This is a genomic window from Methyloceanibacter sp. (assembly GCF_035650995.1).
In the GTDB taxonomy this organism is placed as follows: Bacteria; Pseudomonadota; Alphaproteobacteria; order Rhizobiales; family Methyloligellaceae; genus Methyloceanibacter.
This window is the reverse complement of sequence record NZ_DASRGO010000085.1, coordinates 1-14,815: the sequence shown is the minus strand read 5'-3', so window position 1 is coordinate 14,815 and position 14,815 is coordinate 1. Positions and strand designations below refer to the sequence as shown.

Sequence of the window (14,815 nt, the reverse complement as noted above, 5' to 3'; positions counted from 1 at the left end):
AGCGAAGATGATCTGGATGTTCTCGCTCTTGAGAAACGGCCCGAGATAACCCTGCGCGCCGAACAGAAGCACGTAAATGAGGCCGGCGATGACCGGCGAGACGGAGAAAGGAAGGTCGATCAGCGAATTGAGCACGCTCTTGCCGGGGAAATCGAACTTGGCGATGGCCCAGGCGGCGGCGAGCCCGAATATGATATTGGCGGGGACGGCGATGGCCGCGACGAGGAGCGTCAGTTTGATCGCCGCGAGCGCGTCGGGTTCGGTAATCGCGGCCACATACGCATGCAGCCCGGCCCTTAGCGCCTCGAAGAAGACAGCGGCGAGCGGCAGAAACAGGAACAAGACGAGGAAGACGACAGCAAGTGCCGTCAAGGCGATGCGGACGTAAGGCTGCTCGGTGGTGACGGTGCAGGGAGGCGGACTTGCCTCGAGCAAGGGCGCAATGGCGGTGTCGGTCATTGGCCGAACCTCTTGCGGCTCCACGCCTGAATCAGGTGCACGAAAAGCAGGATGAGGAAGGAGATAAGCAGCATGGCAGTGCCGATTGCGGCGGCTTGCGCGTAACCGAATTCTTCGAGCCTGATGATGATGAGGAGCGGTGCGATCTCGGAGTAGAACGGCATGTTGCCGGCGATGAAGATCACCGAGCCGTACTCGCCGACGGCGCGGGCGAGCGCGAGGGCAAAGCCGGTGAGGATGGCCGGCATGAGCGTCGGCAGCATCACCAGGAACACGGTCTGCCTGCGGTTGGCGCCGAGCGTGGCCGAGGCCTCTTCGAGCTCGCGGTCGAACTCTTCGAGCACCGGCTGCACGGTGCGGACGACGAAGGGAAGGCCGATGAAGATGAGCGCAACGGTGATGCCGAGCGGGGTGTAGGCGACCTTGATGCCGAGCGGTTCGAGCAGGCTGCCGATCCAGCCGTTCGGCGCGTAGAGCGCGGTCAGCGCGATGCCGGCGACCGCCGTGGGCAGCGCAAAGGGAAGATCGACAAACGCATCGAGCAGGCGGCGGCCGGGAAAGCGGTAGCGGATCAGTACCCAGGCGATGACGACGCCGAACACCGCGTTGACGAGCGCGGCAACGAGCGCGGTGAGAAAGCTCAAGCGGAGCGCCGCGAGCGTGCGCGGACCGGTCACCACGTCGAGAAAGCCGCCCACTCCGAGTTGAGCCGACTTCAGCACGAGGGCGCAAAGCGGAACGAGGACGATCAGGCTCAGATACGTCAAAGTGAAACCGAGCGCCAACCCGAATCCCGGGATAGCGCTCGGTCTCTTCAACGCAAGGCCGCGGGCGCCGGCCATGGCGTTTTCCCTCAAGGTTGGTCCACGGGCTAGTTGGTCGACTTCGGCTGATAGATCTGGTCGAAGATGCCGCCTTCGTCGAAATGCTTAGGCTGCGCTTTCGCCCATCCGCCGAACAGCGGGTCGTCGATCGACACGAGCTTCACGTCGGGGAAGCGCGCGAGGTCCTTGGGATCGGCCGACTTGGGATCGGACGGCCGGTAGTAGCTGTGGGCGATGATCTTCTGGGCTTCCGGCGTGTAGAGGAAGTTGAGATAGGCCTCGGCCACTTTGCGCGTGCCCTTGGTATCGACCACCTCGTCGACCAGGGCGACCGGAGGCTCGGCCTTGATCGAGAGCGACGGCACGACGATCTCGAACTTGTCGGCGCCAAGCTCATCGAGGGCGAGAAACGCCTCGTTCTCCCAGGCGAGCAGGACATCGCCGATGCCGCGCTGGGCGAAGGTCGTGGTCGAGCCGCGCGCGCCGGTGTCGAGCACCGGAACGTTGGCGTAGAGCTTCTTGATGAAGTCCTTATCCTTGTCCTCGCTGTGGCCGTATTTCTGGTCGGCATAGGCCCAGGCGGCGAGATAATTCCAGCGCGCGCCGCCCGAGGTCTTCGGGTTCGGGGTGATCACCGAGACGCCGTCCTTCACGAGGTCATCCCAATCCTTGATGTGCTTGGGGTTCCCCTTTCTCACCAGGAAGACGATGGTCGAGGTGTACGGCGAGGAATTGTTGGCAAGGCGCTTCTGCCAGTCGGGCTTGATCTTGCCGGCCTTGGCGATCTGGTCGATGTCGCCCTGAAGGGCCAGCGTCACGACATCGGCCTCAAGTCCGTCGATCACCGCGCGGGCCTGCTTGCCTGAACCGCCGTGCGACTGCTCGATCGTGACGGACTCGCCGGTCTTGGCCTTCCAGTCCTTGATGAAGGCCTCGTTGACCGCCTTATAGAGCTCCCGCGTCGGGTCGTAGGAAACGTTGAGCAGGGTGGTGTCGGCGAGGGCGGCGCCCGCGGTCAGAAGCGATGCAATCACCGCAGCGCCGGCAAGAAGGGTGCTTGGACGTCTCATGGTTCGATCTCCTCTGTGATAACACCCTAAACCCTATCTAGTTTGTAGTGTTGATCAAGGGCGGACCGTACCATTCTTTCCACGCCCAGAGCCACCCCGATCTAACGAACCCGCGGGCGAGAGAAATTGTTTCCAAGGGTGGTTGCCCTCGGCGTGGGAGACCGGGAATCTCGGAAAAAACGCCTAGTGGGCGGCCTCCATGGCGGGAATTCCTCCAGCCTTGGGGCTTCTGATGGCGTCGGCGATGGTGGTGCGGTCAAGCACATCACGGGCGGAGGTCGCGACCTGGGCAAAGACGCGCCTGATCTCGCATTCCTCTTCGGTGCGGCAATCGGCGCAGCGCCGGTAGGCGATGCGGCTTAGGCAAGGCAAGGGCGCAAGCGGGCCGTCGAGGATGCGCAAGACCTGGCCGAAGGTGATCTGGTCGGCCGGCATCAGAAGCGCATAACCCCCGAGCTTGCCCCTCCGGCTCAAGACGATGCCGTGGCGCTTAAGCTCGAGCAGAATCTGCTCGAGGAACTTGCGCGGAATTCGCTCTTGGGACGCAATTTCTCCGATCATCATCGAGTCGCCCTGGCGGGCGAGCGCGACGAGGGCGCGGAGAGCATATTTTGCCTTTTGCGAGATCATTTGGGAGGGCAGATACCCTATCTAATATGTCGAGTAGATAGAGGCTTCGCCGGGCCAAAGCAATGTCCTGCCCGCTTTTCCTTGTTTCTCCCCGGGGCCCGCCACTTGACGAAGGTGCCGGCACTGCTCGACAAACAGGGCCGGGGTGAGGCCCCCTTTAGAAAGAATGTCCAAAAAGCTGCATATCAAGACGTTCGGCTGTCAGATGAATGCCTATGACAGCGAGCGTATGGCCGAGGCGCTCCAGCCGCTCGGCTATCGTCTCACCCACGAAGAGGAAGACGCCGACCTCGTCATCCTCAATACCTGCCATATCCGTGAGAAGGCCGCCGAGAAGGTCTATTCCGAGCTCGGCCGGGTGCGGCTCGCCAAGAACGCCAGGAAAAGAGCGGGGCGGAACACTCTGATCGCCGTCGCCGGCTGCGTGGCGCAGGCGGAAGGACAGGAGATCGTGGCGCGCGCGCCGGCGGTCGATATCGTCGTCGGGCCGCAGAGCTACCATCGCCTCGCCGACCTCGTCGCCGAGGCCGAAGCGACCGGCAGAAGCGTGATCGCGACCGACTTCCCGGCGGAGGACAAATTCGCCCATCTGCCGGAGCGGGCGACGGCGAAAGGCAAGCCTTCGGCCTTCGTCACCGTGCAGGAGGGCTGCGACAAATTCTGCACCTTCTGCGTGGTGCCCTATACGCGCGGCGCCGAATTCTCGCGCTCTCCCGAGGAGATCATAGCCGAGGTCGAGGGTCTTGCCGCGCGCGGCGCGCGCGAGGTCACGCTGCTCGGGCAGAACGTGAACGCCTATCACGGCGCCGACGCAAGCGGACGCAGCTCCTCGCTCGCCAACCTGATAATGCGGCTCGCGAAAGTGCCGGGGATCGAGCGAATTAGATTCACCACGAGCCATCCGCGCGACATGGATGACGAGCTGATCTCTCTTTTCGGCGAAGAGCCCAAGCTCATGCCCTATCTGCACCTCCCCTTCCAGGCTGGCTCAGACCGCATCCTTGCCGCCATGAATCGCAAGCACACGGCTGAGGACTACGAGGCGTTGATCGGAAAGATCCGAAAAGCGAGGCCGGATATCGCGCTCTCGACCGATGTCATCGTGGGCTTTCCCGGCGAGACGGACGAGGACTTCGCGGCCACCCTGGCGCTCATCCGCCGCATCCGCTTCGCCCAGGCCTTCTCATTCAAGTACAGCGCACGTCCCGGCACGGGAGCGGCGACTTTCGAAAACCAAGTGCCGGAAACCGTCAAGCGCGAGCGGCTCACCCTCTTGCAGAGCCTGCTCGACGAGCAGCGCCACGCCTTCGACCGGCAGACGGTCGGGCGCAAGCTCAAGGTCCTGTTCGAGGGAAAGGGGCGGAAACCCGGACAGATCGCCGGGCGTTCACCTTATCTACAGGCGGTGCATGCGGAGGGGCCTGCGGAGCTGATCGGCGAGATCGTCGATGTTGACATCCTGGCCGCCGGCCCGAACAGTCTTCACGGTGTCATCAATTTGGAGTTTGCATGGCGCGAGCCAGTTCAGGCGGCCGTGTGACCGGCAAAGCCAGCGGAAGGAAGGGACCTTTGGCGCGGGGACGTGGAGCGGCTGTTAGGCGCTCTGCCACCGCCCACGCCAATGGCGGAGAGCCGACCGTCGTGTTCTTCGATGACATGCGGCTCGTGCGCGATCTTCTCGGCGATTTCGACGCCAATCTCGCCGTACTCGAAGACCGGCTCGGCATCGAGGCCGTGGTCAACGGCAACGCCGTGAGCCTGCGCGGGCCCGAGGCCTCGTGCGCCACGGCGAAGTCCGTGCTCGAGCAGCTCTACGGCCGCCTCGCGCACGGCGAGATAATCGGTGTCGGCGAGGTGGTCGGCGCGATCCGCCACGCGCGGGCGGCCGAGCCTACGGAAGGCGGCGCCGAGATCGAGCTTCCCGAGGCGCAGCAGATCCGCACGCGGAAGCGTCTGATCACCGCGCGGACGCCGGCGCAAAGCGCCTATCTCGCCGCGCTCAAGCGCAACGACCTCGTGTTCGCCACGGGTCCGGCCGGAACCGGCAAGACCTATCTCGCCGTCGCCTTCGCCGCTGCCTGCCTCGAGAGCGGGCAGTGCGACCGGCTGATCCTGTCGCGGCCGGCGGTCGAAGCGGGCGAACGGCTCGGCTTCCTTCCCGGCGACATGCGCGAGAAGGTCGATCCCTATCTCCGCCCGCTTTACGATGCGCTTTACGACGTGCTCGCGCCCGAGCGCGTCGAGCGCGGGCTCGCCACCGGCGTGATCGAGATTGCCCCGCTCGCCTTCATGCGCGGCCGCACTCTTTCCCACGCCATGATCATTCTCGACGAAGCGCAGAACTGCACGTCGGTGCAGATGAAGATGTTCCTCACCAGGCTGGGCGAGCAAAGCAAGATGATCGTGACCGGAGACCCGACCCAGGTCGATTTGCCCCCAGGAAAGGACTCTGGGCTGCTCGAGGCGATCGATATACTCAAGGGCATCGATGACATCGACCATATCGCCTTTACGCGCGCCGACGTCGTTCGCCGCGAACTCGTCGGCAAGATCGTCGATGCCTACGAATCCGCTCCCCTGAAGGGTGGGCGCAATGACTGAGGGTGGCCCTAGTCGCGCAAATGCGGCACGCGGATCGGGCGCGAGGCTCGAGGTCGCGGTGGTACGCCATGACGGGCATTGGCGCGCGGCGGGCGTGACCGACGCGGCGGTTGCCCGCTGGGCGCGCGCCGGCCTCGATGCTGCGGCGCTGGCCCCGGCCGGCACCTACGAAGTGAGCATCCTCCTCACCGACGATCATGAGATGCAGGCGCTCAATCGCATCTGGCGCGACAAGGACGCGCCGACCAACGTGCTCTCGTTTCCGGCGAGCGAGGATCCGAGCGAGCCGGGCCCGCTTGGCGACGTCGCGCTCGCCTACCAGACGACGCGCAAAGAAGCCGACACGATGGGGCTCGCGCTTACCGACCATGCCGCCCATCTCGTCGTCCACGGCGTGCTCCATCTGCTCGGCTTCGATCACGAGGCCGATGAAGAGGCGGAGCGGATGGAGGAACTCGAAAGGCAGGCGCTTGCCGCGCTCGGCATCGGGGACCCGTATGCCGAGACCGGCGAGGCACGGCCCGTGGGGGTATCGCCATGACCGACGCTGCCGAGAAGGATCTCGCCGGCGAGGAGAATCGGCAGCCGGAAGAGGAGGCGTCATGGTTCGAGCGCCTGCTTCAAACCTTCGGTCTCGGCGAGGAACCCGATCTCCGCGAGCTGATCGAGGACGCGCTTGCCCGCAGCAAGAGCGACGCTCTGAGCGCGCAGGAGCGCAGCATGCTCAGGCGCACCCTCAGATTCGGCAAGCTCACGGTCGAAGACGTGATGGTGCCGCGCGCCGACATCATCGCCGTCGACGATACGGTCACCATCGACGAGGTGATGCGCGTGTTTCGTCAGGCGGAGCACTCGCGGCTTCCGGTCTATCACGAGACGCTCGATGACCCGCGCGGCATGATCCATATCCGCGATCTGATGTCGTGGATCACCACCGCGGCCGAAACCAAGGAGGACGCGCCGCTCAATCTCGGCAAGGTCGATCTTACGCGCAGCGTCGCGAGCATCGGCATCGCGCGCGAGATCCTCTACGTACCCGGTTCGATGTCGGTGCTCGATCTCCTGCTCAAGATGCAGATGACGCGACTGCATCTTGCGCTCGTGGTCGACGAATATGGCGGGACGGACGGGCTCGTCTCCATCGAGGACCTGATCGAGGAGGTGGTCGGCGAGATCGCCGACGAGCACGACGTCGAGAACGAGCCCCTGATCCGCACCGATGCGAAACTCGGCCTCATCGCCGACGCGCGCGCACCGATCGAGGATCTCGAGAAGCAGCTCGGGCTCGAGCTCGTCTCGGAGGAACTCGAGGAGGAGATCGACACGCTCGGCGGTCTCGTGTTTTCCATTGCCGGGCGCATCCCGGCGCGCGGGGAACTCGTCCGCCACCCGAGCGGCGTCGAGTTCGAGGTGCTCGAGGCCGACCCGCGCCGGATCAAGCGCCTGCGGATCCACGTTCCGCCGAAGGAGGGCGACGGCGGCGCCGGTGCAGAGACGTCCGAAAACCAGACGTCTTGATGGAACCGTGCCGCGCGCTCTTGCCTCCCCCCTTGAGGGAGAGAGGCACATGCTGAGCAAAGCGGGGAGTCCGTTGGAGCGCCTTGCCACGTGGGTTGCCGGCCTTTCGGGGTGGCGGCGTGCCCTGTTCACCGTTGTGCTCGGCGTGCTCTCGGTGCTCGCCTTCGCGCCGTTCCATCTCTGGCCCGTGCTGTTCTTCACGTTGGGGCCGCTCGTCTGGCTGCTCGACGGCTGCCATCGCGATCATGACCCGCTCGCTGCGCGGCTGAAATGCGCAAGCCTCACCGGCTTCTGGTTCGGCTTCGGCTATTTCCTCTCCGGGCTCTATTGGGTAGCGGAAGCCTTTCTCGTCGAGCCTTGGCGGCACGGCTGGCTCATTCCCTTGGTGATGACCGCTCTGCCCGCGGGGATGGCGCTGTTCTTGTCCGCCGCGGCCGCGCTCGCCATGCTCTTGTGGCGTCGCGGCGCGGCTCGCGCCTTCGCGCTCGCCATTGCCTTCGGCCTTGCCGAGTACGCCCGCGGCCACGTCTTGACCGGCCTCCCCTGGAACCTGATCGGCTACTCGATCCTCGGCGGCGAAGCGATGATGCAGCTCGCCTCGCTGTTCGGCGTTTACGCTCTAAGCCTGATCGCCGCGCTGCTGTTCGCGAGCCTCGCTGCGCTCGCCGCGCCGAAGGGGTCCGATCTCGGCGGAGGAAAAGGAACGATCGCGCTTGCCGTCTCGCTTCTTGTTCTCCTCGGCGCGGGGACATTGTGGGGCGCGCAAAGGCTGGCCCGTGCAGACACCACCGGAACCGGCATCAAGATTCGCATCGTTCAGGCCGACATCGACCAGGCCGAGAAATGGCGCCCGGAGAACAGCGCCGAAATCTTCAACGATTATCTCGCGCTCACCAAGTCGGGCGTGAACGGGCTTAGCGGCATCTCGCTCGTGGTGTGGCCCGAGACGGCGGTGCCCTTCCTGCTCGCCGACTCTCCCGAGGCGCTCTCGCTCATCGCCGACGCGTTGCCTCAGGGAACGTCGCTCCTCGTGGGCTCGGCACGCCTCGTCGAGGAGCGCGATCAGAACGGCGCGCTGACCGCCACGCGCATCTACAACAGCCTGCTCGTGATCGACGACAAAGGCCAAGTTCTCGGCGGCTACGACAAGATCCATCTCGTGCCGTTCGGCGAATATCTGCCCTTCCAGGATTTCATGGAGAGCATGGGTTTCATGCAGCTCACCGGAGTGCGCGGCGGGTTCTCGGCGGGAACGGGTCCCCGCCGTCTTGCCGTTCCCGGCGCGCCGCCCGCGATACCCCTCATCTGCTACGAAATCATTTTTCCCGACGAGATCGCCGATATATCGGCGACGCAAAATCCGATGCCACTCGAAAACAAGGCCGCGAATATATCGGATCGGCCGGGCTGGATGCTAAACGTCACCAACGACGCGTGGTTCGGCACCAGCGCCGGGCCCTATCAGCATTTTCAGCAGGCGCGCGTGCGCGCCGTGGAGCAGGGATTGCCGCTGATACGCGCCGCAAACACCGGAATCTCGGCGATCGTCGATCCGTACGGCCGAATTCTCGCCGAGATCGGTCTCGGCGAGAAAGGTGCGATCGATTCCGAACTACCCAAAGCGGGCCACGAAACGCTGTTCGCGCGGCGCGGCGCGGCGGTCGAAATTTCGGTCCTATTGCTCGCTTTTTCCGCGTGGCTCGCCTGCTGCGTGCAACCAATCCGACCACGGCGTTAAGAACGATTGAACCTGAAGCGTGCTGCGTCGCATGCGTCCTTGACGGGGGTAGACCGCACCCCTATGAACGACAGCGAGGGAACAATTTTCATAAGATTGCGAGTAGCTTCCCTTTGTTTAATCGATCAATGACTTTTTGCGAGTGGGCGAATGGCAGGCAAGAAGCCTAATCCGGTTGACGCGCACGTCGGAAGCCGGGTGCGACTGCGTCGAATGCTGCTTGGCATGAGCCAAGAGCGTCTCGGCGAAAGCATGGGACTGACCTTCCAGCAGGTTCAGAAATACGAGAAGGGCGTGAACCGGATCGGCGCGAGCCGCCTGTTCCAGATCTCCAAGATCCTCGACGTGCCGGTGCAGTTCTTCTTCGAAGAGGCGCCGCATGTCGGCGGCGACGGCGGCACGGTGGCGCGCGGCATGGCTGAGCCCGACTCCGAGGCCTTCATTCTCGAGTTTCTGAACAGCCGTGAAGGGCTCGAGCTCAATCGCGCGTTCGTGAAGATCGCCGATCCCAAGGTCCGCAAGAGCGTTGTCGATCTCGTGCGGGCGCTGAGCGTGAGCAACGGTTCCGCATAAAATTCCCCAACGCGCAAGCGGCCACCGGCTGGTCCCGCCTGCGAGCGCGAGGTGAGGTTCTGCGCAAAAGTGGCTGACGCGGTCAGGTGGAACTTGACCGGCCGCGCTCCCTGTGGTTTGCGAGAATGACCGCGGCCCTCGAGCCCGGTTTTCCGTGACAACAGGGGGTTCCCAAGTGTCCCGCGCCAATTACGTCTTCACCAGTGAGTCCGTGTCGGAAGGCCACCCCGACAAGGTGTGCGACCGCATCTCCGATGCGGTGGTCGACCTCTATCTCGCCGCCGACCCGCATTCGCGCGTGGCCATCGAAACGCTCGTCACCACCAACCGCATCGTGATGGCGGGCGAGGTGCGCGGTCCTGCGAGCGTAACTCCCGAGATCATCGAAAAAGCTGCGCGGCACGCCGTGCGCGAAATCGGCTACGAGCAGGCGGGCTTCCACTGGGACCTCGCCGAGTTCGAATATTATGTGCACGGTCAGTCGGCCGACATCGCCCGCGGCGTCGACGCCGACGTCGAAGGCAAGAAGGACGAGGGCGCCGGCGACCAGGGCATCATGTTCGGTTACGCCTGCCGGGAGACCGAACCTTTGATGCCGGCACCGCTGTTCTACGCCCACCGCATCCTGCACGAGATGGCCAAGGCGCGGCATACGGGGCGCACGCCCGAGCTTGGCCCCGACGCCAAGAGCCAAGTGACGCTCGTCTACGAAAACGGCAAGCCGGTCCGCGCCGACTCCGTCGTCGTTTCCACCCAGCACGGCGAAGATGTGAGTCAGGAGCGGGTCAAGGAGATCGTGCGGGGCTTCGTCAACGAGGTCATGCCCAAGGGCTGGGTGAACGGTTCGACCAAGTTCTACGTCAATCCCACCGGGCGCTTCGTCATCGGCGGACCCGACGGCGATACCGGGCTCACCGGGCGCAAGATCATCGTAGACACGTACGGCGGCGCGGCGCCTCATGGCGGCGGCGCCTTCTCGGGCAAGGACCCGACCAAGGTCGACCGCTCGGCGGCTTATGCCGCACGCTATCTCGCGAAGAACATCGTGGCGGCGGGGCTCGCCGACAAATGCACCCTCCAGCTCTCCTACGCGATCGGCGTGTCGCAGCCGCTATCGCTCTATGTCGATCTGCACGGCACCGGGCAGATCGATGAGGACAAGCTCGCCAACGCGCTCAGGCAGGTGATGGACCTCTCGCCGCGCGGGATCAGGGAGCATCTTGGGCTGGCGCGCCCGATCTACGAGCGCACCGCGGCTTACGGCCATTTCGGACGGCAGCCCGACAACGACGGCGGCTTCTCGTGGGAGAAGCTCGATCTCGTCGAGCCGATCCGCTCCGAGCTGACCTAGCCCGCTGCCGCAAAGCCCAATGGCCCAATTGATGGCGCAGGCGCGACCAAGAGGTCGCGCTCGCTATTGGGCGATGCTCAGGCCCTTGGGATAGCCGGGGTCGCCCTTGCAGCGCATCACCCATTTCAGACAGCCGTGCTCGCCCCACTGATCGCACATCATGATGCAGCTCTTGTCGATGACGGACTTGCGGGCGAGGTGGAGGAGCGGCGACGGCCAGTCGGCGGACGATGTCGCGAACGGTGCTCCGGCAAAGCCTGAAGTGTTGCTAAAGAGAAGCGCAGCGAGGGTAAAGAGCAAAGGCCAACGCCAACGGTACAGCACGGCATGTCCTCCTCTATAAACGCGGCGATCATTGCGCTTGGGCGCGCTTGGCCCACAATGGAATTCGCCGGTTATGTGGAGACTAGCGCAAATGCGGGATGCCGGGGGAGAGGCGGAGAAGGCGAAGCCGCTCAGGTCCTATGGCCGGCGCAAAGGAAAACCTTTGAGCGCGCGCAAGGAGCGGTTGATCGCGGAGCTCCTGCCGCGCTTGCGGCTTAACCTTAACGAGCCCCCTCCCCGCGCGCTTGCCAGTCTCTTTTCCGTTCCCGTGCGCGAGGTCTGGCTCGAGATCGGCTTCGGCTCTGGCGAGCATCTCCTGTGGCAGGCCGAGCGGCACCCCGAGGTGGGCTTCATCGGCTGCGAACCCTTCGTCAACGGCATGGGCACGCTGCTCGGCGCCATCGAGGATCGCGGCATCGAGACCATCCGCGTCCATGACGGCGATGCCCGCGACGTGCTTGGCTGGCTGCCCGAGCACTCGGTGTCGCACATCTTTATTCTCTTTCCCGACCCGTGGCCGAAGAAGCGGCAGCAGAAGCGGCGGCTCATCTCGGCGGAATTCGTCAGCGCGCTTGCGCGCGTGCTTCGTCGCAGCGGAGAGCTCAGGTTTGCGAGCGACAGCGGAGACTATGCCGCGCAAGTCCTGTTTCTCATGGGCAAGAGCGGCGCCTTTGCCTGGACCGCCGAGCGCGCTTCGGACTGGAAGTCGCGCGCGCCGGACTGGCCCGACACGCGCTACGAGCGCAAGGCTTTGGCTGAGGGGCGCACTTGCACTTATCTGGGTTTCAGGCGCGTCTGATCAGGGAGGAAAGCGATGCGAATGGGACTGTTGGCTTTGGCGATGGCGGTTATGACGCCGGCCGCGGCTTTAGCCGGAACCGACATCGGCGCGGCCTGCTACAAGGACTGCGAGGCGCAGACGCACTCGAACCCCGAATACAAGGCATGCGTCGCGCGCGCCGCCGACAAGGCCGATGCCGCGCTCAACCAGGCTTATAAGGCGATGCGGGACAAGATCCGCGCCGCAGCCAAGGACATGGGCCAGCCCGCCGACACCCATCTCGAGGACCTCAGGGCCTCGCAGAAATATTGGATCAACTTCCGCGACGCGAACTGCACGCTCGAGGACAATCTCGCCTTCGGCGGTACGGCGATGGGCGGCAATTACTCCTCCTGCCTCTGCGCGCTCTCCTACGAGCGCATCAACGACTTCGAGCGCATGGCAAAAGACGTGATGGGCGCCCCTTAGGCGCGGCAAACTGGCCTCAACGGCGCTTGAAACCGCGGAAAAAGCTCGTATATTACGCCTCGAACTCATGATTGGTTTGGATCAGGAGTGGGCCTTCGCCCGCTCCTTTTTGTTAGGTCCAGCGCCATTCAGCGGCTCGCCTCAAAGGCCCTCAATGTCGAACCGACAAGCGAACGCCGATCGCCGCTTCGTGCAGGAGACGGGACCGGCGCGGACGGTCGCGGAGCTCGCCGAGCCCGTGCTCGAAGAGCTCGGCTTCAGGCTGGTGAGGGTGAAGATTTCGGGCCGCGACGGAGGCACGGTACAGATCATGGCCGAGAGGCCTGACCGCGGAATGACGGTCGAGGACTGCGCAACGATCAGCCGAAGGCTCTCGCCCGTGCTCGATGCCTACGATCCGATGCCGGGCGGCTACCGCCTGGAGGTTTCCTCGCCGGGAATCGACCGGCCGCTGGTCCGCCCGAGCGACTTCGCGTTATGGGCGGGTCACGAAGCCAAGGTAGAGCTTAAAGAGCTCGTCGACGGCAGGAAGCGCTTCAGGGGCGTGATCGAGGGCGTGGCGCCGGGCGAGGCGCGGCTCAGGATCGACCTCGAAGGCCATGAGGAGCCGGTCGTGATCGGGCTGCCCTTCTCGCTCATCAGCGAGGCGAAGCTCGTGACTGATTTTGACGGCCTCAGGGCCGATCTTTCGGGCAAGAAGCCCGCTTAGTGATTTTAGCGCCGGGCGCGCGGGAGGCTGCCGCCTGGAAAGTGGAGAGATTGGAGGAGAACAACATGGCTCAGGCAGGCGTCAGCGCCAACCGACTGGAGCTCTTGCAGATCGCCGACGCCGTCGCGCGCGAGAAATCGATCGACCGCAGGGTGGTGATCGCCGCTATGGAGGACGCGATCCAGAAGGCGGCCAAGTCACGCTACGGCAGCGAGAATGAGATCAAGGCCGAGGTCGATCCCAAGACCGGCGAGATCAGGCTCGCCCGCCATCTCGAAGTGGTCGAGCACGTCACGATGGAGGCGACCCAGATCTCGCTCGAAGAGGCGCGCAGGCGGAACCCCGCGGCGCAAATCGGCGACTTCATCGCCGAGGAGCTGCCGCCGCTCGATTTCGGCCGCGTCGCCGCGCAGAATGCCAAGCAGGTTATCGTGCAGAAGGTGCGCGAGGCCGAGCGCGAGCGCCAGTACGAAGAGTACAAGGACCGCGTCGGCGAGATCGTGAACGGCATCGTCAAACGCGTCGAGTACGGCAATGTCGTGGTCGATCTCGGCCGCGCCGAGGCGATCGTCAGGCGCGACGAGACCTTGCCGCGCGAGAATTTCCGCTACGGAGACCGCATCCGCGCCTATGTCTACGACGTCAGGCGCGAGCAGAGGGGCCCGCAGATCTTCCTGTCGCGCACCCACCCCGAATTCATGGCCAAGCTGTTCGCGCAAGAAGTGCCCGAGGTCTACGAGGGCATCGTCACCATCAAGTCGGTGGCGCGCGATCCCGGCAGCCGCGCCAAGATCGCAGTGGTGTCGAAGGATTCCTCTATCGATCCCGTCGGCGCCTGCGTCGGCATGCGCGGCAGCCGCGTGCAGGCCGTGGTGAACGAGCTCCAAGGCGAGAAGATCGACATCATTCAGTGGTCGCCCGATGCCGCGACCTTTATCGTCAACGCGCTCGCCCCGGCCGAGGTGGTCAAGGTCGTGCTCGACGAGGACGCCGAGCGCATCGAGGTCGTGGTGCCCGACCAGCAACTGTCGCTCGCCATCGGCCGCAAGGGCCAGAACGTGAGGCTCGCCTCCCAGCTCACAGGCTGGGACATCGACATCATGACCGAGGCGTCGGAGTCGGAGCGCCGCCAGGCCGAGTTCGCCGAGCGCTCGCAGATGTTCATGGAGGCGCTCGACGTCGACGAGGTGATCGCCCAGCTGCTTGCCTCCGAGGGCTTCTCCTCGGTCGAAGAGGTGGCCTTCGTCGAGCCCTCGGAGATTGCCTCGATCGAAGGGTTCGACGAGAACACGGCCAACGAGATCCAGACGCGCGCGCGCGAGCACCTGGAGAAGATCGAGGCCGAGCTCGATGCCAAACGCAAGGCGCTCGGCGTCGCCGACGAGCTTGCCGAGGTGCCGGGCGTGACCACGGCCATGCTGGTCGCTTTCGGCGAGAACAACATCAGGACGGTCGAGGACCTGGCGGATTGTGCCACCGACGACCTCGCCGGCTGGACCGAGCGGAAGGACAAGGAGAAGGAGACCATCCATCACGACGGCATCCTCGCCAACTTCCGCCTGAGCCGGGAGCAGGTCGAGAAGCTGATCCCCGATGCGCGGGTCAAGGCGGGCTGGATCGACCAGGCTTCGCTCGAAGCGCCAGAGGAGGCCGCGGAAGCCGCCCCTGCCGAAGGCGAGTCCCCGGACCAGGCCGCCTCTTCGAGCGGCGAAGACGCGTGATGAGGAGGATCGGAGACATAAGCCTTGCGGCATCAGGCGGCGGAGCAG

The 14,815-nt window shown here is 64.6% G+C and carries 15 protein-coding genes and 1 pseudogene; 11 read left to right on the top strand and 5 right to left on the bottom strand.

Features of this window, described 5'->3' with window-relative positions; translation table 11 throughout:
• The 4 genes and pseudogenes from cysW to VFB18_RS06775 all read right to left on the bottom strand — a co-directional run.
• A pseudogene (cysW, locus tag VFB18_RS06790) lies at positions 1-459 on the bottom strand (sulfate/thiosulfate ABC transporter permease CysW); the annotation flags it as partial.
• Positions 456-1,301 (bottom strand): sulfate ABC transporter permease subunit CysT, encoded by an 846-nt coding sequence (cysT, locus tag VFB18_RS06785; RefSeq protein WP_324972616.1) that lies wholly within the window; start codon positions 1,299-1,301, stop codon positions 456-458. The pseudogene cysW and the gene cysT, both read right to left, overlap by 4 nt.
• Before the next feature lie 29 nt (positions 1,302-1,330).
• Positions 1,331-2,353 carry a sulfate ABC transporter substrate-binding protein gene (locus VFB18_RS06780; RefSeq protein ID WP_324972614.1) on the bottom strand — a complete coding sequence of 341 codons (1,023 nt, stop codon included), beginning with the start codon at positions 2,351-2,353 and terminating at the stop codon, positions 1,331-1,333.
• A gap of 183 nt (positions 2,354-2,536) precedes the next feature.
• Positions 2,537-2,983, bottom strand: a complete 447-nt coding sequence (locus tag VFB18_RS06775) for an Rrf2 family transcriptional regulator (RefSeq protein ID WP_324972611.1) — start codon at positions 2,981-2,983, stop codon at positions 2,537-2,539.
• 166 nt (positions 2,984-3,149) lie between these two features.
• Between VFB18_RS06775 and miaB the strand changes: the two genes are divergently transcribed.
• From miaB to metK, 7 genes are all read left to right on the top strand, one after another.
• Positions 3,150-4,523: a tRNA (N6-isopentenyl adenosine(37)-C2)-methylthiotransferase MiaB gene (gene miaB / locus VFB18_RS06770; protein WP_324972609.1), complete on the top strand. Its 1,374-nt coding sequence runs from the start codon at positions 3,150-3,152 to the stop codon at positions 4,521-4,523.
• A gap of 29 nt (positions 4,524-4,552) precedes the next feature.
• Positions 4,553-5,584 (top strand): PhoH family protein, encoded by a 1,032-nt coding sequence (locus tag VFB18_RS06765; RefSeq protein WP_414675660.1) that lies wholly within the window; start codon positions 4,553-4,555, stop codon positions 5,582-5,584.
• Positions 5,577-6,125 carry an rRNA maturation RNase YbeY gene (ybeY, locus tag VFB18_RS06760; RefSeq protein WP_324972607.1) on the top strand — a complete coding sequence of 183 codons (549 nt, stop codon included), beginning with the start codon at positions 5,577-5,579 and terminating at the stop codon, positions 6,123-6,125. Before VFB18_RS06765 ends, ybeY begins: the two co-directional genes overlap by 8 nt.
• Positions 6,122-7,102 carry a hemolysin family protein gene (locus tag VFB18_RS06755; protein WP_324972605.1) on the top strand — a complete coding sequence of 327 codons (981 nt, stop codon included), beginning with the start codon at positions 6,122-6,124 and terminating at the stop codon, positions 7,100-7,102. Before ybeY ends, VFB18_RS06755 begins: the two co-directional genes overlap by 4 nt.
• A gap of 49 nt (positions 7,103-7,151) precedes the next feature.
• Entirely contained in the window at positions 7,152-8,840 is a 1,689-nt protein-coding gene (lnt, locus tag VFB18_RS06750; RefSeq protein WP_324972603.1) for an apolipoprotein N-acyltransferase, read from the top strand.
• 150 nt (positions 8,841-8,990) lie between these two features.
• Positions 8,991-9,413: a helix-turn-helix transcriptional regulator gene (locus tag VFB18_RS06745; protein ID WP_324972600.1), complete on the top strand. Its 423-nt coding sequence runs from the start codon at positions 8,991-8,993 to the stop codon at positions 9,411-9,413.
• Positions 9,414-9,588: 175 nt separating this feature from the next.
• On the top strand, positions 9,589-10,764 hold the full coding sequence (gene metK / locus VFB18_RS06740; protein WP_324972596.1) for a methionine adenosyltransferase: 1,176 nt from the start codon (positions 9,589-9,591) through the stop codon (positions 10,762-10,764).
• Between the two features lie 63 nt (positions 10,765-10,827).
• Here the strand turns inward: metK and VFB18_RS06735 are convergent, their stop codons facing one another.
• Positions 10,828-11,064, bottom strand: coding sequence for a hypothetical protein (locus VFB18_RS06735; RefSeq protein ID WP_324972593.1), 237 nt, complete (start codon positions 11,062-11,064; stop codon positions 10,828-10,830).
• Positions 11,065-11,179: 115 nt separating this feature from the next.
• Here VFB18_RS06735 and trmB point away from each other — a divergent pair, with 115 nt between their 5' ends.
• The 4 genes from trmB to nusA all read left to right on the top strand — a co-directional run bounded on the left by trmB (position 11,180) and on the right by nusA (position 14,767).
• Positions 11,180-11,887 (top strand): tRNA (guanine(46)-N(7))-methyltransferase TrmB, encoded by a 708-nt coding sequence (gene trmB / locus VFB18_RS06730; protein ID WP_324972589.1) that lies wholly within the window; start codon positions 11,180-11,182, stop codon positions 11,885-11,887.
• 15 nt (positions 11,888-11,902) lie between these two features.
• Positions 11,903-12,337: a lysozyme inhibitor LprI family protein gene (locus tag VFB18_RS06725; protein WP_324972585.1), complete on the top strand. Its 435-nt coding sequence runs from the start codon at positions 11,903-11,905 to the stop codon at positions 12,335-12,337.
• 154 nt (positions 12,338-12,491) lie between these two features.
• Positions 12,492-13,046, top strand: a complete 555-nt coding sequence (gene rimP / locus VFB18_RS06720) for a ribosome maturation factor RimP (RefSeq protein WP_324972582.1) — start codon at positions 12,492-12,494, stop codon at positions 13,044-13,046.
• 65 nt (positions 13,047-13,111) lie between these two features.
• Positions 13,112-14,767, top strand: a complete 1,656-nt coding sequence (gene nusA, locus VFB18_RS06715) for a transcription termination factor NusA (protein ID WP_324972578.1) — start codon at positions 13,112-13,114, stop codon at positions 14,765-14,767.
• Positions 14,768-14,815 lie beyond the last annotated feature (48 nt).

What these genes read in the sequence shown, in the direction of transcription:
- cysT (WP_324972616.1), bottom strand. Translation starts at nt 1,301, where the DNA reads ATGGCCGGCGCCCGCGGCCTTGCGTTGAAGAGACCGAGCGCTATCCCG.
- VFB18_RS06780 (WP_324972614.1), bottom strand. Translation starts at nt 2,353, where the DNA reads ATGAGACGTCCAAGCACCCTTCTTGCCGGCGCTGCGGTGATTGCATCG.
- VFB18_RS06775 (WP_324972611.1), bottom strand. Translation starts at nt 2,983, where the DNA reads ATGATCTCGCAAAAGGCAAAATATGCTCTCCGCGCCCTCGTCGCGCTC.
- miaB (WP_324972609.1), top strand. Translation starts at nt 3,150, where the DNA reads ATGTCCAAAAAGCTGCATATCAAGACGTTCGGCTGTCAGATGAATGCC.
- ybeY (WP_324972607.1), top strand. Translation starts at nt 5,577, where the DNA reads ATGACTGAGGGTGGCCCTAGTCGCGCAAATGCGGCACGCGGATCGGGC.
- VFB18_RS06755 (WP_324972605.1), top strand. Translation starts at nt 6,122, where the DNA reads ATGACCGACGCTGCCGAGAAGGATCTCGCCGGCGAGGAGAATCGGCAG.
- lnt (WP_324972603.1), top strand. Translation starts at nt 7,152, where the DNA reads ATGCTGAGCAAAGCGGGGAGTCCGTTGGAGCGCCTTGCCACGTGGGTT.
- VFB18_RS06745 (WP_324972600.1), top strand. Translation starts at nt 8,991, where the DNA reads ATGGCAGGCAAGAAGCCTAATCCGGTTGACGCGCACGTCGGAAGCCGG.
- trmB (WP_324972589.1), top strand. Translation starts at nt 11,180, where the DNA reads ATGCGGGATGCCGGGGGAGAGGCGGAGAAGGCGAAGCCGCTCAGGTCC.
- VFB18_RS06725 (WP_324972585.1), top strand. Translation starts at nt 11,903, where the DNA reads ATGCGAATGGGACTGTTGGCTTTGGCGATGGCGGTTATGACGCCGGCC.
- rimP (WP_324972582.1), top strand. Translation starts at nt 12,492, where the DNA reads ATGTCGAACCGACAAGCGAACGCCGATCGCCGCTTCGTGCAGGAGACG.
- nusA (WP_324972578.1), top strand. Translation starts at nt 13,112, where the DNA reads ATGGCTCAGGCAGGCGTCAGCGCCAACCGACTGGAGCTCTTGCAGATC.